This is a genomic window from Kineococcus lubricus (assembly GCF_050871965.1).
Lineage (GTDB): Bacteria > Actinomycetota > Actinomycetes > Actinomycetales > Kineococcaceae > Kineococcus.
The window spans coordinates 1-21103 of sequence record NZ_JBJLSK010000014.1 but is presented as its reverse complement, the minus strand read 5'-3'; the positions used below and the strand labels follow the sequence as shown (position 1 = coordinate 21103).

Sequence of the window (21103 nt, the reverse complement as noted above, 5' to 3'; positions counted from 1 at the left end):
CGACGTGAGGACGTGGGATCCAACCGGAGGTTCCGTCGGCCGAGCGCGTCGACCCTCGTCGACACCGCCGTGTTCGCGCTGGGTCTGGCGGTCCTGGTGGGGGCGCTGCTGGCCTGGCGCGCCGAGGGGTCCGACCCCTCCCTGCTGGTGGCCCTGGCGATCTGCCTGCCGACCGGCTGGCTGCTCACCCGCTTCCCGCTCATGGTAACCGGGATCAACACCGGCATCCTCGTGCCCTTCGCCCCGGTGCTGCTGTTCTTCCTGCTCACCTCGCACGCCGACCGGCCCGCGACGGCGCTGCTGGCCTGGTGCTGCACCGCGCTGGCCTCCTACCTCGTGGACCGCCGCTCCTGGACCAGCCGGCTGTTCAACGCGGGGTCCTCGCTGCTGTCGGCGCTGGCCGCCACCCTGGTGACCGTCGCCGTGCAGCCGGCCGCCGACCCGGTCAGCCCCCGCCAGCTGCTGGCCGCCCTGCTCGGGGCGGGCACCTACTACCTCGTCGACGCCCTGCTGTCCGCGGTCTCCATCGCCGTGGAGCACCGCCGGCCGCTGGCCGCGGAGCTGCTGCACCCGGGGACCTTCGTCGGCGGGGCCCTGTTCCTCGTCGTGGCCAGCCTCGGCTACCTCTCCGCCGCGGTGGACCTCGCCATGCCCGGCTGGGTCACGAACCTGACCCTCGTGCCCGGTGCGGCCGTCGTCGTCGCCTCCTGGGGCTGGCGCACCGCCCACCAGCGGCGCGCCCAGCAGCAGGAGCTGTTCCAGGCCTCGGTGCGGATGCACACCGTCAGCACCGACGCCGAGCTCGTGGCCGCCCTGGAGCGGCACGGCTCGGCGCTGCTGTCCGGGGGCCAGCTGCGGGTCCTGGGCCGGGTCCCCGACGACGGCGAGACCGGCCGCCCCCTGCCGCCGGGACCCGACGGCGCCCCCCGCTGGATCGTCACCCCCGCCCCCACGAACCGGGACTCGGCGGGTTTCGACACCTCCGCGGTGGAGGCGCTGGCCCTCATCGCGGCCACCGCGGTGCACCGGGTCGCGCAGGCCGAGGCCTCCGAGCGCGCGGCGCTGCTGGACCCCCTCACCGGGCTGGACAACCGGCGCGCCTTCACCCAGCAGCTCGCCGACGCGGTCGCGTCCGAGGCCGCCGTCGCGGTCCTGTTCGTCGACCTCGACGGGTTCAAGGCCGTCAACGACACCCTGGGCCACACGGCCGGTGACGAGCTGCTCGCGGAGGTCGCCCGGCGGCTGCGCGCCACCGTCGGCGCGAACGGCCGGCCCGCGCGGCTGGGCGGGGACGAGTTCGCCGTCCTGCTGCCCGACGGGCTGCCCGGGCAGGTCGAGGACACCGGCGACGCCGTGGTCGCGGCCCTGCGCCAGCCGTTCCTGCTGAGCGCCGGGCCCGCCACCATCAGCGCCAGCGTGGGCGTGGCCCCCGCCGTGCCCGGCGAGGCGGCCCAGTCGCTGCTGCACCGGGCCGACGCCGCGATGTACGCCGCCAAGCGCGCCGGCGGCTGCCGCAGCGTGCTGGCCGTCGACGAGGCCTGAGCCGGGTCACCCCAGGGCCAGGTCCAGCGCCGCCCGGCAGTGCAGCGTGGTGGTGGGGAAGACGGGGACGGGCAGGTCGCCCGCGCCGACGCTGAGCTCCAGCTCGGTGCAGCCCAGCACGATCCCCTCCGCGCCGGCGGCGAGCAGGTCCCCCGCGACCGCCAGCAGCCGCTGCCGGGACGCGGCCTCGACCCGGCCCGTGCACAGCTCCTCGAAGATGATCCGCTGGACCTCCTCGCGGCCGGCCGGGTCCGGCACCAGCGTCTCCACCCCCCGGTCGGCGAGCCGGCCCCGGTAGAACTCCCGCTCGGCGGTGTACCGCGTCGACAGCAGCCCCACGCGGGACAGCCCGGTCGCGGTGACGGCCGCGGCGGTGACGTCGGCGAGGTGCAGCACCGGCACCGCGACCGCCCCGGCGACGTCGTCGTACACCTCGTGCATGGTGTTCGAGGCGATGAGCAGCAGGTCCGCCCCCGCGGCCTCCAGCCCCCGCGCCTCCGCCGCCAGCAGGTCGCCGGCCGCCCCCCAGCGGCCGGCGACCTGCAGCGCTTCCACGTCGGCGAAGTCGACCGCCCCCACGGCCAGCCGCGCCGAGTGCAGCCCCCCCAGGCGTCCGCGGACCCCCTGGTTGAGCAGCCGCAGGTACTCCGCGGTCGACTCCCAGCTCATGCCCCCGATGACCCCGATCCTCTGCACGCCCCCAGCCTGACGACCCGCGGGCGGAAGGAGAAGAGCGATCTCGTGGCACCACCTGCAACCATGGCTTCCATGTCGACGCCGCTGGACCTCGACCCCCGCAGCCTCGTCGTGCTGCACCTGGTCGTCCGCCACGGGTCGCTGTCCGGCGCCGCCCGGGAGCTGGGGTGGACCCACCCCGCCGTGGCCCAGCACGTGCGCCGGCTGGAGCGGGCCGCCGGGTGCGCCCTCGTCGAGCGCCACGGGCGGGGCGTGCGCACCACCGCGGCCGGCGCGGTGCTCGCCGGGCACGCCGCGGGCGTCGCCGCCGCGCTGCGGGCGGCCGCGGACTGCCTGCCGGGCCTGGCCACCGACCGCCCCGCGCGCCTGCGCGTCGCCGCCTTCCCCACCGCCTGCGCCACGCTCGTCCTCGACGCCGTCCGCGACCTCGCGGCCGGTGCCCCCGACCTCGGGGTCGACGTCCTGCAGGCCGAACCGCCGGCCGCGGTCCAGGCCCTGCGCGAGGGGGCCGCCGACCTCGCCGTGGTCTTCCACGACGTCGGCGACCCCGGAGGGGTCGCCACCCCCGGCACCACCGTGCGGCCGCTGCGCCACGACCCCCTCGTGCTCGTCGCGCCCGAGGGCCACCCCCTCGCGCGGGGCCCGCGGGTCCCCCTGGCCGCGCTGGGGGGCACCGCCGTCGTCGCGGGCTGCCCGACCTGCCGGGCCCGGTGGGAACGGCACTGCGCCCGGTCCGGGGTCCGGACCCGGCTGCACCACCAGGTCACCGACGACTACGTGCTGATGCAGGCGATGGTGGCCGCCGGTCAGGGGCTGGCGGTCCTGCCGGAGCTGGCGCTGACCGCCCACCGCCGCCCCGGCCTCGTGGCCCTCCCCCTCGACCCGCCCACCGGGCGCGACCTCGCCGTCCTGGTCCGGGAGGGGACCCCGGCGACCGGGTGGGCGACGGCCTTCGCCGACCGGCTCGCCGGGTTCGCCGGGTTCGCCGGGTTCGCCGGGTGAGTCCCCCCGCTCAGATCCCCAGGCCCGCGCGGCGCTCCGGCGGCGGGCCGACGAGCACCAGGTCCAGCTCGTCCTGCAGCTTCTGCAGCACCTCCACCGGCGGCGGGCCGACCAGGTCGGTGCTCTCGCTGCTCACCGTCCCCGGTTCGGGGTAGGAGCGGTCCTCCGTGGGCGAGCCCAGGACGCCGAAGAACGGCTCGAACACGTCGGGGGTCAGGATCCCCAGCATCTCGGTGCGGTGGGCGTCGAAGGCGAACGTGTGGATCGTCCCGGCCGGGGCGTGCACGAAGTCGCCCGGCGTCAGCAGCACCTCGGTCCCGTTGACCCACAACCACACCCGCCCGGCCAGGCAGAGGAAGTTCTCGGTGTGCTCGCGGTGGAAGTGCCGCCCGAAGTACCGCCCCGGGGCGCCGACCGTGTGGATCGCGAAGTACCGGTGGTCGGTGTTCCGCCCGCGCGAGAGGTACGTGTAGAGCGCGTCGGGGGTGCGCAGCCGGTCCCCCTCCCCGGCGCGCAGGAAGTACGGCTCCACCCCGCCGGGCAGGTCGGCGTCCCAGGTCTCCAGGGCGCGCACCTCCCGCGCCGTCGGGAACGTCACCCCCAGCGGCGCCCCGGCCTCGCGCTGCTGCTCGGGCGAGGGCGAGCCGGAGGGCCGGTCGCGGTGGGTGTGCACGTCGACGCGCGTCCCGAGCTGCTCCACCAGGGCCAGCGCCCCGCCCGGCGCCGCCCACGTCAGCAGGCGGGTGCCGTGGGCCAGGAACCGCCAGCCGACGGCCGTGCCCGCCGGGACGTTGAAGGAGTCCCCCGGCACGAGCACCCGGGCCGCCGGCCCCAGCTGCACCCGCACGCTGCCCCTCACCACGACGAACGAGCGCTGCCGGTCGCGGTGCGCGTGCGGCGCGGTGACCGCCCCGCGCGGGCCGTCCACCCAGGCGGCGTCGAACAGCCCGCCGGTGTCGGCGGCGCGCGCGAACACCGTCCACAGCTGGCCGTCGAGCTCGTAGCGGTGCCCCTCGCCGTGGGCGACCACGTAGGGCACCGGCTCGCCGGGCAGCTGGTCGCGCACCGGCGCGAGGCCGTGCACGACCTCCAGGTCGAGGCGGGGACGGTCCCGGACGTCGATCTCCACGGTTCTCCTCCTCAGAGCAGGTGACGGGTGAGGAAGTCCCCCACCGCGTCGTACGAGAAGCTCCCCGGCCCGGTCCGCTCCCCGCGCCCGGGGACGAACTCGCGGCACGTGGAGACGGCGGTCCCCTCGCGTTCCAGCCGCCCGTCGTCGAAGACGCGGGGGCCGGGGACCTCGACCGCACCGGCGGGGTTGAGGAACCCGTGCCGGTAGCCGTCCAGCAGGTGCAGGGTGCTCTCCACGCCCGCGGCCACGAGGGCCTCGTGCAGCAGGACGCTCTGCCCGGGCCGCACCAGCACGTCGTCGGTCCCGTGCGCGACGTGGAACGGCGGCGCGGCGGGGCTGACGTGGGTCAGCGGGGACGCGGCGCGGGCCAGGTCGCGCCGCTGGGCGGGCGGGCCGCCCAGCAGGCGGGCCTCGGGGGCGTTCGCGCCGCTCATCGCCGGCGGTGCGGACGCGGGGGCGTCGGCGACCACGCGCTCCAGGTCGACGGGCCCGTAGCCCTCGGCGACCGCCTGGACCGCGGCGCTCGGCGCGTCGGGCCCGACGTCCTCACCGGGCAGGAAGGGCAGGTGCCCGGTGACCCCGGCGAGGGCGGCCAGGTGCCCCCCGGCCGACGAGCCCCACAACCCGACCCGGCCGTCGAGGCCGAGCCCGGCGCCGGCGCGGCGCAGGAACCGCACGGCGGCGCGCACGTCGTGCAGCTGCGCGGGGAAGAGGGCCTGACCGCTGAGCCGGTACTCGACCGTGGCCATCGCCAGACCGCGCGCGGCGAACCACCGCGTCAGGTCCGGCGCCAGGTGGCGGTCGCCGGTGAACCAGCCCCCGCCGTGCAGCCACACCACGACGGGCACGGGGCCGGTGGCGTCGGGCGGGAGGACCAGGTCCAGCACGAGGGGGCCGGTGGACCGCTCGGCGTGGACCAGCCCGGTGCGGGTGGTTCCGTTCACCCCCGCATCCTGGGCCGGGCGCAGCGCCGGGCACCAGGACGGGTTCCGCAAGCGCCGTGAGGCGCAACCTCACGATCGCGCGTCAGGTCCCGGGGACGGGGGTGGCGCCGAACTCCGCGGCGCGCTCGCGCACCACCCGGTGCGCCGCCGCCTCCAGCGCGTCGCGGGCGGGGCTGGTCACGTCGGCGCGGCGCAGCAGGCAGACCGTGACCGGCGGGACGTCGCGCACCGGGACGAAGCGCAGGTCCGGGCGGGCGTGCCCGCGCGCGACGGTGGCCCCGGCGAGGTTGACGGCCATGCCGGCCGCGCACAGCTCCAGCACCTCCTCCAGCGTCTGCACCACCGCGTCCACCCGCGGCCGGCGCCCGTCCGGGCGCGGGCTGACGAACCAGGCGTCCAGGGTGGCCTCGTCGGCGGCGACCCCCACGAACCGCTCGTCGGTGGTCTCGTCGATCCCGACGTCGGCGCGCCCGGCCAGCCGGTGCGCGGCCGGCACGACGAGCACCCGGCCCTCGCACCACAGCGGCACCGCCCGCAGGTCCACCGCCCGCGGCGCGGACGTCAGCGGCGCCAGCACGACGTCCACCCGCCCGGCGCGCAGGGCGTCGGGGCCCTCGGCGAAACCCAGGCTGCGCACCTCCCACCGCACGTCGGGCAGTTCCCCGGCCGCCGCGGACAGCACCGCGGAGGGCAGCGGCCCGCCCGCGACGACCCCGACGACCAGGCGCTCACCCGCGGTGCGGTGCCCCGCCCACGCCTCCACCTCGTCCACGGCCTCGACGGCCCGGCGCGCCGGCGGGAGCAGCCGCACCCCCGCCTCGGTCAGCTCCACGCGGCGGGAGGTGCGGCGGAACAGCTGCGTGCGCAGCTGCCGCTCCAGGACCGCGACCTGCTGGCTCAGCGAGGGCGGGGCCACGTGCAGGCGGGCCGCGGCCCGGGTGAAGTGCAGCTCCTCGGCGACGGCGAGGAAGCAGCGCAGCTGCTGGACGGTCACCTGCACGTCGTCACCGTAGCCGCGCCGCGGGACCGCTCAGCTCCCCGCGGAGATCCCCGCGTCCGCGCAGGTCCGGCTCGCGGCCCCGGCGCACAGCGCGTCGACCGTCGTGTAGCCGTCGGCCAGGACCCGGCTCTGCACCTGGGCCTTCCCGACGGCCTGCGGCTGCAGGAGGACGGTGGGGACCGACCCGGCCCCGTTGTCGGTGGTGCCGGTGGTCTGCGGGTCCTGCCCGTCCAGGACGTCGGCGACCAGGTCGGCGGTGGCGCGCGCCTGGCCGGGCAGGTCCTTGTAGACCGTCATGGTCTGCGTACCGGCGAGGATGCGCTGCAGCGCAGCGGTCTCCGCGTCCTGCCCGGTGATCGGGACCCCGGGCAGACCGGCCTCGGTGAGCGCCTGGAGCGCCCCGGCGGCCAGGCCGTCGTAGGCGGTGTAGACGCCCAGCAGGCGGCGCCCGCCCAGGTCGGCCAGCGCCGAGCGCATCTCGACGGCGGCCTGGTCGGCGCTCCACCCGGCGACGTAGCGCTCGGAGGCGACGTCGACCTTCCCGTCGAGCACGGAGTGGGCCCCGGCGGCGAACAGACCGGCGTTGTTGTCCGCGGGGTCGCCCTGGAGCATGACGATCGCCCCGCCGGCGGTGTCGCCGCCGACCGCGTCGAGGATCGCCCGTCCCCCCAGCTCCCCGACGGCCCCGCCGTCGAAGGAGACGTAGTAGTCGATCGCCGACCCCTTGATCAGCCGGTCGTAGGCGACGACGGGGACGTCGGCGGAGTTCGCGGCCGAGACGAGGTCGCCGGCCTGCGCGCCGTCGAGGGCGACCACCACCACGGCCTGCGCGCCGTCGCGGATCGCCTCCTGGCCCTGGGCGTTCTGCTCGGCCTGGTCCTCGGCGGTCCGCACGTCCACCACGCACGTGGGGCAGCGGTGGGCGAGCTCGACGGAGAAGTTCGGCACGTCGTAGGCCATGGAGCGCAGCGACGTGGACGGGACGAGGAAGGCGATCCGCGGCCCCTCGGCCGCGGCCGGGGTGGCGGTGGTGCCGCCGCCGCAGCCGGCGAGGGCGCCGGCGAGGAGGGTGGCCCCGGCGAGCAGGGTCGCCGTGCGCGCGGTGGTGCGGCTCATCGTGGTTCTCCGGCCTGTGGTGGTCAGTACGTGAAGTGCGAGACGGCGGTGCGCATGCGGGCGGCCATCTCGGCCAGCTCCCCGACGGCGCGCTCGCTGTCGGACGCCCCGGTGCCGGTGGTCTGGGCGGCGGTGGCGACCGTGTCGACGGTGGCGGCGATCCGCCCCGCCCCGCCGGCGGCGTCGGCGACGCTGCGGCCCATCTCCTGGGTCGTGGCGGCCTGCTCCTCGACGGCGGCGGCGATGGTGCCCTGGTAGTCGCTGATCTCGGCGACGACCGCGCCGATGCTGCCGATGGCCGCCACCGCCCGCTCCACGTCGCGCTGGATGGCCTCGATCCGCTGGGCGATGTCCTCGGTGGCCCGCGCGGTCTGGCCGCTGAGCTCCTTGACCTCACCGGCCACGACGGCGAAGCCCTTGCCGGCGTCGCCGGCGCGGGCGGCCTCGATGGTGGCGTTGAGGGCCAGCAGGTTGGTCTGCTCGGCGATGGAGGTGATGGTCTTGACGACGTCGCCGATCTCGGCGGAGGACCGCCCCAGCTGCGCCATGGTCTGCCCGGTCTCGGCGGCGATGCGCACGGCGTCGCCGGCGACGTCGGCGGCCCGGGAGGCGTTGGAGGAGATCTCGCGGATCGAGGACCCCATCTCCTCGGCGCCGGCCGCGGCCCCGGCGATGTGGGCGCTGACGTCGCCCGCCGAGGACGCGACCTCGGCGGCGCGCCGGGAGACGTCGTCGACGCCGCCGGCGATGAGGCGGCTGTTGGCGCGCAGCTCCTCGGCCGCCGACGCGAGCGCGACGGCCTCGCCGTGCAGGTTGGAGACGGTCTCGCGCATGCTGCCGGTCGCGGTGCCCAGGGCCTGCGCCATCCGGCCCACCTCGTCGCGCTGGGCGACGTCGGCGGTGGCGGTGAGGTCGCCGCGGGCGACGCGGTCGAGGACCTCGACGACGCGGCGCAGGGGCCGGACGACCAGGCGGGTGGTCCAGCCGGCCAGCAGCGCCGTGACCAGCAGCCCGGCGAGGGCGACGACGACCATGGTGAGCCGGGCCCGGGAGTAGCTGTCGGAGGCGGCCGCCACCGAGGCGGCGGCGTTGCGGTCGCTGGAGGCGTCCAGGGCGTCCAGGGCGCTCTGAGCGTGGTCGGCGAGGATCGCGACGTTGCCCAGGTAGAGGGTCTGGAACGTGGCGCGGTCGGCGGGGTCGCCGGACGTGGCCAGCGGCAGGAGGAAGTTGTCGCGGGTGGCGCGGTAGGAGTCCCACCAGACGGTGAACTCCTTCAGCTGGGCCCGCTGCTGCTCGGTGCGGACCGTCGCGGAGAACTGCTCCAGCAGGCCGTCGAGCTCGTCGTCGTCGGCGGCCAGGCGGGCCTGCAGGTCCGCGCGGGCGGCGTCGTCCTGGGCGAGGGCCAGGTTGGCGAGGTCGCGCTGCGCCTCGACGGCCCCGGCCCGGATGCCGGCCAGGTGACCGGCCGGCACCAGGTCCTCGGCGTAGATCGCGTGCGCGCGGCCGTTGACCGAGGAGGCGCCGGTGAGGCCGACGCCCAGGAGGGCGGCGGCCATCGCGGAGGACACCCCGACCAGGGCGGCCAGTTTCGTGGCCACCGAGCGGTCGGCGAACCGGCGGCGGCGGTGCGACGGCTCCTCCTGCGTGCGGCCCGTGGGCGCCTGCGACATCCCGGTGACTCCTGCTGCTCCCGGCGGCCGGCCGGCCGCGCAGGCTGCCCATCGGCCGGTCGCCCCCCGACCTGAGCGGGACGGGGGGCGACGCCCGGGACCTCAGACCAGCTTCATCGCCTCGACCAGGGTGGCGCGCAGGATCTGCTCCATCTCGTCGAACTCCGCCTGGCCGCAGGTCAGCGGCGGGGCGACCTGGATGACGGGCTCACCGCGGTCGTCGGGACGGCAGTACAGCCCGTTGCGGAACAGCGCACCGGGCAGGAACTGCTTGATGAGGGTCTCCCGCTCATCGAGGTCGAAGGTCTCCTTGGTGGTCTTGTCCTTCACCAGCTCGACGGCCCAGAAGTACCCGTCGCCGCGCACGTCGCCGACGATGTCGAGGTCGAGCAGCTTGCGCAGGGTGTTCCCGAGCGCCTGCTCGTTGTCGAGGACGTTCTGGTTCAGGCCCTCGCGCTCGAAGATGTCGAGGTTCGCCAGCGAGACGGCGGCCGACACCGGGTGCCCGGCGAAGGTGTAGCCGTGCGGGAAGAAGTTCTTGCCCTGCAGGAACGGCTCCATGACGCGGTCGGTCGTGATCATCGCCCCGATGGGGCCGTAGCCGGAGCTCATGCCCTTGGCGCAGGTGATGACGTCGGGCTGGTATCCGAACTTCTCCGCCGCGAACATCGTGCCGTGGCGGCCGAAACCGCAGATGACCTCGTCGGAGACCAGCAGGACGTCGTACCGGTCGCAGATCTCCCGGACCCGCTGGAAGTACCCCGGCGGCGGGGTGAGGCAGCCGCCGGAGTTCTGCACCGGTTCGAGCACGACGGCCGCGACGGTGTCGGGCCCCTCGAACAGGATGGCCTCCTCGACGCGGTCGGCGGCCCACTTCCCGAACAGGTGCGGGTCGGTCGGGGCGCCCATGCGCTCGGCGCGGTAGATGTTCGTGTTCGGCACCCGGAAACCGCCGGGGGTCAGGGGCTCGAACGCCTGCTTCATGGCCGGCAGGCCGGTGATCGCCAGGGCGCCCTGCGGGGTGCCGTGGTACGCGGTGGCCCGCGAGATCACCTTGTGCTTCATCGGCTTGCCGGTGAGCTTGAAGTACTGCTTGGCGACCTTCCACGCGCTCTCGACGGCCTCGCCGCCGCCGGTGGTGAAGAACACCCGGTTCAGGTCCCCCGGCGCGTACCCGGCGATGCGGTCGGCCAGCCGGATCGCCGGTTCGGTCGCGTACCCCCACACGGGGAAGAACGCCAGCTCGCGCGCCTGCTTCGCCATGACCTCGGCGAGCTCCTCGCGGCCGTGGCCGACCTGGACGACGAACAACCCGGACAGGCCGTCGAGGACCTTGTGGCCCCGGTCGTCCCAGACGTACGCGCCCTCGCCGCGGGTGATGACGGGCGCGGGCCGGTCCTGGTACGCGCCCATGCGGGCGAAGTGCATCCAGAGGTGGTCGCGGGCCGCGTCCGCGAGACCGGAACCCCCCGCACCCGTCACGGTCTGCTCGGTCACGGTCATGGCCGGTCCTCCTCGGGTCCTGGTCAGCGCGTCGACGGCCGACGTCGATCCCCCCAGCCTGCCGCCCGGGGCCACCCCACCGCCAGCGACGTTCCGTCGGCGGACGCGGCCGGGAGCCGACGGACCGTCGTAGCCTCGGGGCGTGCTGACGGTCGCCGACGTCCTCGCCCTGCCCGTCCTCGCGGCCGGCGCCCCGCAGGTGCGGGCCGGGGAGGACCGCCTCGGCGCGCCGGTCCGCTGGGTGCACGTCAGCGAGCAGGTCGACGTGACCGGCCTCCTGGGCGGGGGCGAGCTGCTGCTGACGACCGGCCTGGGCCTGGCCAGGGCGGAACTGGACGCCGGGACGTACGTGTCCACCCTCGTCGAGGCGGGCGCGGCGGGCCTGGTCGTGGAGCTGGGCGAGGTCCTGCCCGCGCTGCCGGCCGCGCTGCTGCGGGCGGCGCGGACGGCCCGCTTCCCGCTGGTCGAGCTGCACCGGGCGGTGCGGTTCGTGGAGGTCACCGAGCGGGTCCACACCCGCCTCCTGGACGACCAGCACGAGCGGCTGCGCTTCGCCGAGCGGGTGCACTCGACGTTCGCGGCGCTGGGGACCTCCGGGGCCTCCACCCGGGAGGTCCTGGAACGGGCCGCCGGGCTGCTGGACGCACCGGTGGTGCTGGAGGACCCCGCCCACCACGTGCTGGACCACGTGCCCGGGGCCCGCGGCACGGCGGAGGTGCTGCGGGACTGGCCGCGCCGCTCGCGCCGCGAGGGGACCGCGGGGGGCCCGGAGGGGTGGACGGCGGTCCCGGTGGGGACCTCCGGCGACCGGTGGGGCCGGCTGGTGCTGCCCGGGCGGGTCGCGGGGCAGGACGTCGCCCTGGTCCTCGAGCGCGCCGCCGAGGTCCTGACCGTCCTGCGGCTGCTGGCGGCGGGCGGCCCCGGCGAGATCAGCGTCGCCCGCGCCCACGGCGACCTCGTGAGCGACCTGCTGCGGGCCCGGACCGTCGACGAACCCGCCCTGCGGCAACGCCTGCGCGCCCTCGGGCTGCCCGCGCGCGGCGGCTTCACGGCCGGCGCGGTGCACACCCCGGGGGGCGCGGACCGGCCCGCGGTGGCCGACGCGCTGCGCGCGGCGGGGGTGGTCGGGCTGACGGGGGTGCTGGGGCCGGACGTGGTGGGCGTCCTGCTGGTGGGGGCCGGCGAGCGGTCGCTGCCGCGGCTGGCGCGGGAGCTGCCGGCGGCGGCGACGCTGGGGGTGACCGCCGCGGTGGAGCGCCTCAGCGCCACCGGGGAGGGCTTCGCCGAGGCCCGGCACGTCGCGCAGGTGGCGGCGGCCTCCCCCGGGCGCGTCCCCGGGGCGGTCCACCGCGCGGCCGACCTGGGGGTGCGGGGGCTGCTGTGGCGCCTGCGCGACGACGCCCGGCTGGCCGGGTTCGCCGAGGAGCAGCTGGCCCCGCTGCTGGCGGGCCCCGACGGGGGCCGCGCGGACCTGGAGCTGCTGGAGCACCTGGTGGCCTCCGGCGGGTCCATGACGCGGCTCGCGGCCCTCCTGCACCTGTCCCGCCCGGCGGCCTACGGCCGGGTGGAGCGGCTGGCGCGCCGGCTGGGACGGGACCTGGGCGACCCCGAGACCCGGCTGGCGCTGCACCTGGCGCTGCTGGTGCGGGAGCAGGGGCCCACCGGGAGCTGATCGCCGGCCCCGGGCCCGGGTTCGTCAGTTCAGCCCGGCCTCGGCCTCCCGCACCGCGGCGAACTCCTCCTCGGGGGCGCTCGCGACCAGGTGGTGGCGGGAGTGGAACCAGAAGTAGGCGAGGAACGCGACGAACACCGCCGCGGTGATGCCCGCCGCGAGGCGGTCCACGAAGAACGTCGCGACGACGGCCGAGGCGGACAGCACCAGGGCGATGCCGGTGGTGACGACGCCGCCGGGGGTCCGGTACGGCCGCTCGAGGTCCGGTTCCCGGCGGCGCAGCACGATGTGCGAGAGGTTCATCAGGACGTAGGACACCGTCGCGCCGAACACCGCGATGTTGATGAGCAGCCCGCCGTTCTGCGTGGTCGCCGCCAGCACGAACCCGACGGTGGCCGGGACGATCAGCGCGACGTAGGGGGTCTTGCGCCGGCCCGTCACCGACATCCAGCGCGGCAGGTACCCGGCCCGGGACAGCGCGAACAACTGCCGGGAGTAGGCGTAGACGATGGAGAAGAAGCTCGCGACCAGCCCGGCCAGGCCCACCCAGTTCACGACGGTCGCGAGCAGGTTGTCCTCGCCGTAGGCGGTGCGGACGGCCTCCGGCAGCGGGTTGCCGGAGTCCTGCATCGTCGAGGACCCCGCCCCGCCCGGGGCGAGCAGCAGCACCGCGGCGCCGAACACCAGCAGGACGAGGATCGCCGCGATGATGCCCCGCGGCATGTCCCGGCGCGGGTCGCGCGCCTCCTCCGCCGCCAGCGGGACGCCCTCCACGGCGAGGAAGAACCAGATCCCGTAGACGAAGGCCGCGAGGATCCCCGCGTAGCCGAACGGCAGGAAGGAGGAGGAACCGGCGGAGCCGTCGGGGGCGATGTCGAAGAGGTTCGACCACTGGAACTTCCCGACCATCCCCACGATCCAGGCCACCAGCGCGACCACCGCGAGGGCGGTGATGCCGAAGATCACCTTCATCGCCTCGCCCACCCCCCACAGGTGGACCCCGACGAACACGACGTAGGCGGCGAGGTAGATCGGCCAGGGGTTCGCGCCCTCCAGGAAGCCCAGCGCCTGGACGTAGCCGCCGATGAACGTGGCGATGGCGGCCGGGGCGATGGCGTACTCGATGAGGATGGCGACGCCGGTGGCGTAACCGCCCAGCGGGCCGAGGGCGCGGCGGGCGAACCCGTACCCGGCCCCGGCCACCGGCAGGGCCGAGGACAGTTCGGCCAGCCCGAACACCATGCACGTGTACATGAGCCCCATCAGCGCGAAGGCGATGAGCAGACCACCCCAGCCGCCCTCGGCGAGGCCGATGTTCCAGCCGGAGAAGTCCCCGGAGATGACGTAGGCCACCCCGAGGCCGGCCAGCAGCACCCAGCCGGCGGCACCGCGCTTCAACTGCCGCTGCTGCAGGTACTCGACGGAGACGTCGTCGTAGTCGACGCGGGACGACGAGGGGTTGCGCTGCACGCTCATGCGGACCTCCGAGGCCAGGTGGTGCCCGAGGTGGAACCGTTGGATCGCCGCTGATCCCTTTCCCGGTGGACTTCCGGTGGACGTCGAGCATGCCCGTGCCCCGCGACGGCGTCAACGGGCCTTGACAGCCGTCGGCGGGGAGGACTTCGATGGTGGGCAATGGTCCAGCGGCGGACCATTCCGGCCGGTTCGGCACCGCTGAGCACGAGGAGACCCCGTGAGGCGCACCAGCACCGGAACCAGCAGCGGGAGGACCGCCGGCGCGCCCCTGCCGCTGGAGGAACTGCGCCGCGACATCGCCTCCGGCGCGGTCGACACCGTCCTCGTCGCCATGACCGACATGCAGGGCCGGCTGCAGGGCAAGCGCGTCACCGGGCGGTTCTTCCTCGACGAGGTCCTGGAGCACGGGACGGAGGGGTGCAACTACCTGCTCGGCGTCGACGTCGAGATGAACACCGTCGACGGCTACGAGATCACCTCCTGGTCCCGGGGTTACGGCGACCTCCTGCTGCGGCCCGACCTCACGACGCTGCGCCGGATCCCCTGGCACCCCGCCACCGCGATGGTGCTGTGCGACGTGCTGCAGCTGGACTCCGAACCGGTGCGCCCCTCCCCCCGGCAGGTCCTGCGCGCCCAGCTGGACCGACTGGAGCAGCACGGCCTGCGGGCCCTGGTCGCGACCGAGCTGGAGTTCAACCTGCTGCGCGTCACCTACGAGGAGGCGCAGGCGAACGGGTACCGCGACCTGCGGCCCGCGAGCACCTACAACATCGACTACTCCCTCCTGGGCACCGGCCGCGTCGAGCCGGTGCTGCGCCGGATCCGCAACGAGATGGACGGCGCGGGCCTGTACACCGAGTCCGCCAAGGGCGAGTGCAACCTCGGCCAGCAGGAGATCGGATTCCGCTACGCCGACGCCCTGACCACCTGCGACCAGCACTCCGTCTTCAAGCTGGGCGCCAAGGAGATCGCCGCGCAGGAGGGCATGTCGGCCACCTTCATGGCCAAGCTCGACGAGAAGGAGGGCAACTCCTGCCACGTCCACCTCAGCCTCACCGACCTCGACGGGTCCCCGGTGTTCGCCGAGGCCGGCGGTGACGGTTCGGCGATGGCCCCCGTGATGCGCTCCTTCCTCGCCGGGCAGCTCGCGGCGCTGCGCGAGCTGACGCTGCTGCTGGCGCCGAACGTCAACAGCTACAAGCGCTTCGCCGACGGGTCGTTCGCCCCCACCGCCGTGGCGTGGGGGTACGACAACCGCACCTGCGCGCTGCGGGTGGTGGGTCACGGGCCCTCCCTGCGCATGGAGAACCGCGTCCCGGGCGGGGACGCGAACCCGTACCTGGCCGTCTCGGCGCTCCTGGCGGCCGGGCTGCACGGCATCGAGGAGGGGCTGGAGCTGGAGGAGGCGACCACGGGGAACGCCTACACCGGCGGCGCCCCCCGGGTGCCGGTCACCCTGCTGGAGGCGGTGCAGCTGTTCGCCGGTTCCGCGCTGGCCCGGCGCGCCTTCGGCGACGACGTCGTCGACCACTACGCGCGGGCCGCGCACGTGGAGCTGGAGGCGTTCCAGCGCGCCGTCACCGACTGGGAGCGCGCCCGTGGTTTCGAACGCCTCTGAGGGGCACCGGCCCCTCATCGGCCTGACGACCTACCTCGAACCCAGCCGGCACGGGATCTGGGACGTCGTGTCCGCGCTGCTGCCGGCCGTGTACGTCGACGGCGTGCGCGCCGCGGGCGGGCGGCCGGTGCTGCTGCCGCCCTGGGAACCGGGGGGCGCCGGCTGGTCCGACGCCGAGCTCGCCGACCTCGACGGCCTCGTCCTCACCGGCGGCGGCGACGTCGACCCCGCGCGGTACGGGCAGGAGCCGCTGGCCACCACCGGCGCCCCGCACCCGGCCCGCGACGACCACGAGATCTCGCTGGTCCGCTCCGCGTTGCGCCGGGGCCTGCCGGTGCTGGGCATCTGCCGCGGGGCGCAGGTCCTCAACGTCGCCCTCGGCGGCACCCTGCACCAGCACCTGCCCGACGTCCTGACGGGGCGCCCGCACCAGGCCGGGCCCGCCGAGTTCGCCACGACGCGGGTGCGGACCGAACCCGGTTCACGGGTCCGGGACCTGCTCGGGGAGGGAGTCACCGTGCACTGCTACCACCACCAGGCCGTGGACCGGCTCGCCGGCGGGCTGCGCGTCGCGGCGCGCGCCGAGGACGGCACCGTGGAGGCGGTCGAGGGCGCCGACCCCGGGCGGGGTTTCCTGCTGGGGGTGCAGTGGCACCCCGAGGAGGACGCGAGCGACCGGCGGCTGTTCGCGGCGCTGGTCGCCGCCGCCCGCGACGCCTCGGCGGTGCCCCGGTGAGCGCGCCGGCCGGGGACCCGCGCGAGGGCGGCACCCACGACGTCGTCGACCCCGCCCGCGGGGAGGCGTTCACCACCGTGTCGATGACCGGCACCGCCGGCACCGACGCCGCCGTCGCGCGCGCCGCCGCGGCCTTCCCCGCCTGGCGCGACGTCGCCCCCGCCGACCGCGCGCGGCTGCTGCGCCGCTTCGCCGCGGCGGTCGACGCCGACCTGGACCACCTCGCGGACCTGGAGGTGCGCGAGGCCGGTCACCCCGTCGGGAACGCCCGCTGGGAGGCGGGCAACCTGCGCGACGTGCTGGAGTACTCCGCCGCCGCCGTGGAACGCCACCTCGGCGACCAGATCCCGGTGGCCGGTGGCCTCGACGTCACCTTCCACGAACCCCTCGGCGTGGTCGGGGTCATCACGCCGTGGAACTTCCCGATGCCCATCGCGGGCTGGAGCGTCGGCCCGGCCCTGGCCGCGGGGAACACCGTCGTCCTCAAACCCGCCGAGCTGACGCCGCTGACGTCGATCCGGCTCGCGGAGCTCGCGCGCGAGGCGGGCCTGCCCGAGGGGGTCCTGCAGGTGCTGCCCGGGCGCGGCGACGTGGTCGGGCAGCGGATCGTGGAGCACCCCGCGGTGCGCAAGCTGGTCTTCACCGGCTCCACCGCCGTCGGGCGGCGCGTCATGGCCGGCGCCGCCCAGCACGTCAAGCGCGTCACCCTCGAACTCGGGGGCAAGAGCGCGAACGTCGTCTTCGCCGACTCCGACCTCGAGCGCGCCGCGGCGACCGCCCCCGACGGCGTGTTCGACAACGCGGGGCAGGACTGCTGCGCCCGGTCGCGGATCCTGGTGCAGCGCAGCGTCCACGACCGGTTCCTCGAACTGCTCGAACCGGCCGTGCAGGCGGTCCGGGTGGCCGACCCGCGCTCCCCCGGCGCGCAGATGGGACCGCTGGTCTCCGCCGCCCAGCGCGACCGGGTGGCGGGGTTCCTCACCCCCGACGCCCTCGGCGGCAGCGCCCGGGTCGCGTTCACCGGCACCGCCCCGGACGGCCCCGGTTTCTGGTTCCGGCCCACCGTGGTGCTCGCCCCCGACCCCGGCGTGCGGGTGGCCACCGAGGAGGTGTTCGGCCCCGTGGTCACCGTGACGCCCTTCGAGGACGAGGCCGACGCGATCCGGATCGCCAACGACTCCCGCTACGGGCTCTCGGGGTCGATCTGGACGCGCGACCTCGCCCGGGCGCTGCGGGTCTCGCGCGCCGTGGAGGCGGGGAACCTCTCGGTGAACTCGCACTCCTCCGTGCGGTACTCCACGCCCTTCGGCGGGGTGAAGGAGTCCGGCCTGGGCCGGGAACTGGGGCCGCACGCCCTCGACGCCTTCACCGACGTCAAGAACGTCTTCATCTCCACCACCTGAACCACCGCACCACCGACGAACCCCGGGAGAGGCAGCACCGTGACGAGCACCAGCACGCAGGAGACCCCCACGTCGCGCCGGCTGCCCGGGCGGGTCGCCGTCGTCACCGGCGGCGGCAGCGGCATCGGCCTGGCCACCGTGCGCCGCCTCGCCTCCGAGGGGGCGCACGTCGTCGTCGCCGACGTCGACGCGGACGCCGGGCAGGCGGCGGCGCAGGGGGTCGGCGGCCTCTTCGTCGCCGCCGACGTCACCGACGCCGTGCAGGTCGAGGAGCTGTTCGCCACCGCGCACCGCACCTACGGCGCCGTCGACGTCGCCTTCAACAACGCCGGGATCTCCCCGCCGGACGACGACTCCATCCTCACCACCGGCCTGGAGGCGTGGCAGCGGGTGCAGGAGGTGAACCTGACGTCGGTGTACCTGTGCTGCAAGGCGGCGCTGCCGTACATGCGCGCCCAGGGCCGCGGTTCCATCGTGAACACCGCCTCGTTCGTGGCGGTCATGGGCTCGGCCACCTCGCAGATCTCCTACACCGCCTCCAAGGGCGGGGTGCTGGCGCTGAGCCGGGAGCTGGGCGTGCAGTTCGCGCGCGACGGCGTCCGCGTCAACGCGCTGTGCCCGGGGCCGGTGAACACGCCGCTGCTGCGGGAGCTGTTCGCCGCCGACCCCGAGCGCGCCGCGCGCCGGCTGGTCCACGTGCCGGTGGGGCGCTTCGCCGAACCCGAGGAGCTGGCCGCGGCCGTGGCGTTCCTCGCCAGCGACGACTCCTCGTTCGTCACCGCCTCCACGTTCCTCGTCGACGGCGGGATCTCCAGCGCCTACGTGACGCCGCTGTGAGCGCGGCGCCCCCGTGACGGCCGCGCCGGAGGGACCGCGGGCGGTCCCGGTGGTGCTGCGCCCGCTGCGCACCGGCAACGCCTTCGAGGAGACCGTGGAGCGGCTGCTGCAGACCGTCCGGCTCGGCCTGGTCCCGCCGGGGCAGCGGCTGCCCGCCGAGCGCGACCTCGCCCTGCAGCTGGGGGTCTCCCGCACGACGCTGCGGGAGGCCCTCGCGGCCCTGCACGCGGCGGGCTGGGTGGAGGTCCGCCGCGGCCGCAGCGGCGGCACGTTCGTGCGCGGCCCCTCCCCGGTCCCCGGCCCGGGACCGGCGCCCTCCCCCGCCGAGGTCGAGGACGTCCTGGCCCTGCGCCGGGTGGTGGAGGTCGGGGCCGTCGAGGTCGCCGCCGGGCGCGAGCTGAGCGCCGCCCGGCGGCGCGACCTCGGCACCCACCTGCGGGCCGTCGTCGCCGCGCCGGCGCAGGAGCACCGCCGCTGCGACTCCCGCCTGCACCTGGCACTGGCCGAGGCCAGCGGCTCGCCGTCGCTGGTGGCGGTGGTCGCCGACGCCCGGACCCGCCTCAACGACCTGCTCGACCGCATCCCGCTGCTGGCGGCGAACCTGCAGCACTCCAACGCCCAGCACCGGCGCATCGTGGCCGCCGTGCTGGCCGGCGACCCCGACCGGGCGCGCGCGGAGATGCTGCGGCACGTGGAGGGCAGCGCCGCCCTGCTGCGCGGTTTCCTCAGCTGAACCGCGGTCTCCTCCGACCCGTCCCGGCGTCGTCGACCCGCGCGGGCGTCGCGGCGGTGGGTTCCCCCGGGGAGGCGGTGCCGGGACCGGCCCGCGATCGTGGCCCCCGGAAGGGGGACAGGACCGCGGCGCCCCGCGACCGGGGCCGGGCGGAGCACGGTCGCCCGTCCGAACTCCTCCCCGGGACACCCCGGATCTCATCCTCAGGAACGACTCCCGACCGTTCGTCGTGTCGCTACTGTCGCAGCCAGTAAACAGAGGAGAGAACCATGCCCGGAACCCGTCGCGCCCTGTTCACCCTGCCCCTGGCGGCAGCCTGCCTGCTGACCGCCTGTTCGGCGTCCTCGGCCGGTGACGAAGCCGAGGAACGGAAGCCACCCCTGGCGACGTACTTCGAGTCCTTCTACGGCACCGAGGGCAGCGAGGCCGAGCAGCAGGCGAAGTACGACGAGCAGAACAAGCGCACGGAGGAGCTCGTCGCCCGGTGCATGAGCGAGCAGGGTTTCGAGTACACCCCCAACACCGCCAACTCCGCGGTCTCGTTCAGCAGCGGTGAGGAGTGGGACCCCGACTCCCGCGAGTGGGTGTCGCAGTACGGCTACGGGATGGTGAAGTCCCCCGGGTCGGAGAACGCCGAGGAGGCTCCTCCCGAGGAGTACGTCGACCCCAACGCCGACCTCATCGCCAGCCTCAGCGAGTCCGAGCAGGTGGCCTACCAGGAGGCCCTGTCCGGCCCCGCCCCCTCCGAGGAGGACATGGCGGCCATGGAGGACGGCTCCTACGAGTGGGACTGGACCAAGAACGGCTGCTACGGGCAGGCTCAGCACGAGGTCGCCGGCGACGACCCGACGCAGTCCGACGAGTTCAAGGGGTTGATGGAGGAGATCAACACCTTCTACGAGGGGCAGTCGTCGTGGCCGGCGGTCGCCGAGGCGGACGCGGCGTGGTCGAGCTGCATGTCCGAGGCCGGGCACGGCGGGTTCGCCACCCAGAGCGACGCGCAGAACTCCCTCAACGAGAAGCTGAACAAGGTCTACGAGTCGACCGGTCCCGAGGGCGAGGTCGACCAGGCCGCCCTCGACGCCCTCGGGGAGGAGGAGGTCGAAGTGGCCCTGGCCGACCTCGACTGCCGCGAGGAGACCGACTACCGCACCAAGGTCACCGACGCCGCCTTCGAGCAGGAGCAGCGGTTCGTCGACGACCACAAGACCGAGCTCGACGCCATGAAGGCCGCCGCGGAACAGGGGAACTGACCTCGTGGCACCGCAGCAGGAGCAGGAGCAGACCGCCCCCGGGGAGGAGATCCTCCCCGCTCCCCTCACCGAGGAGGACCCGCCGGCGCGCCGCGGCGCCGCGCGCCGCGCGGCCCGCCCGAACCGGTGGGCCGCGGTGCTGCGACGCAACCGCGTCCTGCTCGTCGTCGCCGCCGCAGCCGTCGTGAGCCTGGTCGCGGGGTTGCTGCTGGGCCGCTTCGCCCTCGGCGCGACGGCGGAGGACACCGTCCCCGAGCCCGGTCTGGTCACCGCGCCCGTGGAGCTCGAGGAGCTGAGCAACGACGTCACCATCCGCGGCGAGGTCGCGTACTCCGACTCGGTGGAGGTCCGCATCGACGCCTCCGCGTTCTCAGGGCCGGCGGTGGTGACCGGGCGGGTGCCCGCCGTGGGCGACCCCCTCGGCGGGCTCGCGATCGCCCTCGAGGTCGCCGGGCGGCCCGTCATCGTCCTGCCCGGCGCGCTGCCCGCCTACCGGACCCTGCAGGTCGGGGTGTCCGGCCCGGACGTGGTGCAGTTCAAGCAGGCCCTGCGCGCCGTCGGCCTCGACGGCGGCGACCCCGGGAACGACGTGTTCGACGCGCGGGCCGCCGCCGCCGTCACCGCCCTCTACGACGAGGCCGGGTACCCGGCCCCGGGGGGGGGGGGGGGGGGGGGGGGGGGGGGGGGGGGGGGGGGGGGGGGGGGGGGGGGGGGGGGGGGGGGGGGGGGGGGGGGGGGGGGGGGGGGGGGGGGGGGGGGGGGGGGGGGGG

The 21103-nt window shown here is 75.7% G+C and carries 17 protein-coding genes and 1 pseudogene; 10 read left to right on the top strand and 8 right to left on the bottom strand.

Annotated elements, in window-relative coordinates; genetic code table 11:
* Positions 1–69 precede the first annotated feature (69 nt).
* Entirely contained in the window at positions 70–1542 is a 1473-nt protein-coding gene (locus ACRYRX_RS12080; RefSeq protein WP_432512181.1) for a diguanylate cyclase domain-containing protein, read from the top strand.
* A gap of 6 nt (positions 1543–1548) precedes the next feature.
* On the opposite strand, the gene ACRYRX_RS12075 is transcribed toward ACRYRX_RS12080, so the two are convergent.
* Positions 1549–2238 carry an aspartate/glutamate racemase family protein gene (locus ACRYRX_RS12075; protein ID WP_432512180.1) on the bottom strand — a complete coding sequence of 230 codons (690 nt, stop codon included), beginning with the start codon at positions 2236–2238 and terminating at the stop codon, positions 1549–1551.
* Between the two features lie 72 nt (positions 2239–2310).
* Here ACRYRX_RS12075 and ACRYRX_RS12070 point away from each other — a divergent pair, with 72 nt between their 5' ends.
* On the top strand, positions 2311–3240 hold the full coding sequence (locus ACRYRX_RS12070; protein WP_432512179.1) for a LysR family transcriptional regulator: 930 nt from the start codon (positions 2311–2313) through the stop codon (positions 3238–3240).
* A gap of 10 nt (positions 3241–3250) precedes the next feature.
* Here ACRYRX_RS12070 and ACRYRX_RS12065 read toward each other — a convergent pair whose 3' ends face one another.
* From ACRYRX_RS12065 to ACRYRX_RS12040, 6 genes are all read right to left on the bottom strand, one after another.
* Entirely contained in the window at positions 3251–4369 is a 1119-nt protein-coding gene (locus ACRYRX_RS12065) for a quercetin 2,3-dioxygenase (RefSeq protein ID WP_432512178.1), read from the bottom strand.
* A gap of 11 nt (positions 4370–4380) precedes the next feature.
* Positions 4381–5316 (bottom strand): alpha/beta hydrolase fold domain-containing protein, encoded by a 936-nt coding sequence (locus ACRYRX_RS12060; protein WP_432512177.1) that lies wholly within the window; start codon positions 5314–5316, stop codon positions 4381–4383.
* Positions 5317–5398: 82 nt separating this feature from the next.
* Positions 5399–6316: a LysR family transcriptional regulator gene (locus ACRYRX_RS12055; RefSeq protein ID WP_432512176.1), complete on the bottom strand. Its 918-nt coding sequence runs from the start codon at positions 6314–6316 to the stop codon at positions 5399–5401.
* Between the two features lie 30 nt (positions 6317–6346).
* Positions 6347–7432, bottom strand: a complete 1086-nt coding sequence (locus ACRYRX_RS12050) for a sugar ABC transporter substrate-binding protein (protein WP_432512175.1) — start codon at positions 7430–7432, stop codon at positions 6347–6349.
* A gap of 23 nt (positions 7433–7455) precedes the next feature.
* Positions 7456–9102, bottom strand: coding sequence for a methyl-accepting chemotaxis protein (locus ACRYRX_RS12045; protein ID WP_432512174.1), 1647 nt, complete (start codon positions 9100–9102; stop codon positions 7456–7458).
* 102 nt (positions 9103–9204) lie between these two features.
* A complete protein-coding gene (locus ACRYRX_RS12040) occupies positions 9205–10605 on the bottom strand; it encodes an aspartate aminotransferase family protein (RefSeq protein WP_432512173.1) in 1401 nt (466 codons plus the stop codon).
* Between the two features lie 142 nt (positions 10606–10747).
* Here ACRYRX_RS12040 and ACRYRX_RS12035 point away from each other — a divergent pair, with 142 nt between their 5' ends.
* On the top strand, positions 10748–12277 hold the full coding sequence (locus tag ACRYRX_RS12035; protein WP_432512172.1) for a helix-turn-helix domain-containing protein: 1530 nt from the start codon (positions 10748–10750) through the stop codon (positions 12275–12277).
* Between the two features lie 24 nt (positions 12278–12301).
* On the opposite strand, the gene eat is transcribed toward ACRYRX_RS12035, so the two are convergent.
* Positions 12302–13753: an ethanolamine permease gene (gene eat / locus ACRYRX_RS12030; protein ID WP_432512171.1), complete on the bottom strand. Its 1452-nt coding sequence runs from the start codon at positions 13751–13753 to the stop codon at positions 12302–12304.
* A 217-nt stretch (positions 13754–13970) separates the two neighbouring features.
* Between eat and ACRYRX_RS12025 the strand changes: the two genes are divergently transcribed.
* The 7 genes and pseudogenes from ACRYRX_RS12025 to ACRYRX_RS11995 all read left to right on the top strand — a co-directional run.
* A complete protein-coding gene (locus ACRYRX_RS12025; protein ID WP_432512170.1) occupies positions 13971–15371 on the top strand; it encodes a glutamine synthetase family protein in 1401 nt (466 codons plus the stop codon).
* Entirely contained in the window at positions 15352–16107 is a 756-nt protein-coding gene (locus tag ACRYRX_RS12020) for a gamma-glutamyl-gamma-aminobutyrate hydrolase family protein (protein WP_432512169.1), read from the top strand. Before ACRYRX_RS12025 ends, ACRYRX_RS12020 begins: the two co-directional genes overlap by 20 nt.
* On the top strand, positions 16104–17510 hold the full coding sequence (locus ACRYRX_RS12015) for an aldehyde dehydrogenase family protein (RefSeq protein WP_432512168.1): 1407 nt from the start codon (positions 16104–16106) through the stop codon (positions 17508–17510). Before ACRYRX_RS12020 ends, ACRYRX_RS12015 begins: the two co-directional genes overlap by 4 nt.
* Before the next feature lie 39 nt (positions 17511–17549).
* Positions 17550–18347 carry a 3-oxoacyl-ACP reductase gene (locus tag ACRYRX_RS12010; protein ID WP_432512167.1) on the top strand — a complete coding sequence of 266 codons (798 nt, stop codon included), beginning with the start codon at positions 17550–17552 and terminating at the stop codon, positions 18345–18347.
* Positions 18348–18360: 13 nt separating this feature from the next.
* Positions 18361–19080, top strand: a complete 720-nt coding sequence (locus ACRYRX_RS12005; RefSeq protein WP_432512166.1) for a FadR/GntR family transcriptional regulator — start codon at positions 18361–18363, stop codon at positions 19078–19080.
* Between the two features lie 269 nt (positions 19081–19349).
* Positions 19350–20333, top strand: coding sequence for a hypothetical protein (locus ACRYRX_RS12000; RefSeq protein ID WP_432512165.1), 984 nt, complete (start codon positions 19350–19352; stop codon positions 20331–20333).
* 4 nt (positions 20334–20337) lie between these two features.
* A pseudogene (locus ACRYRX_RS11995) lies at positions 20338–21103 on the top strand (hypothetical protein); the annotation flags it as partial.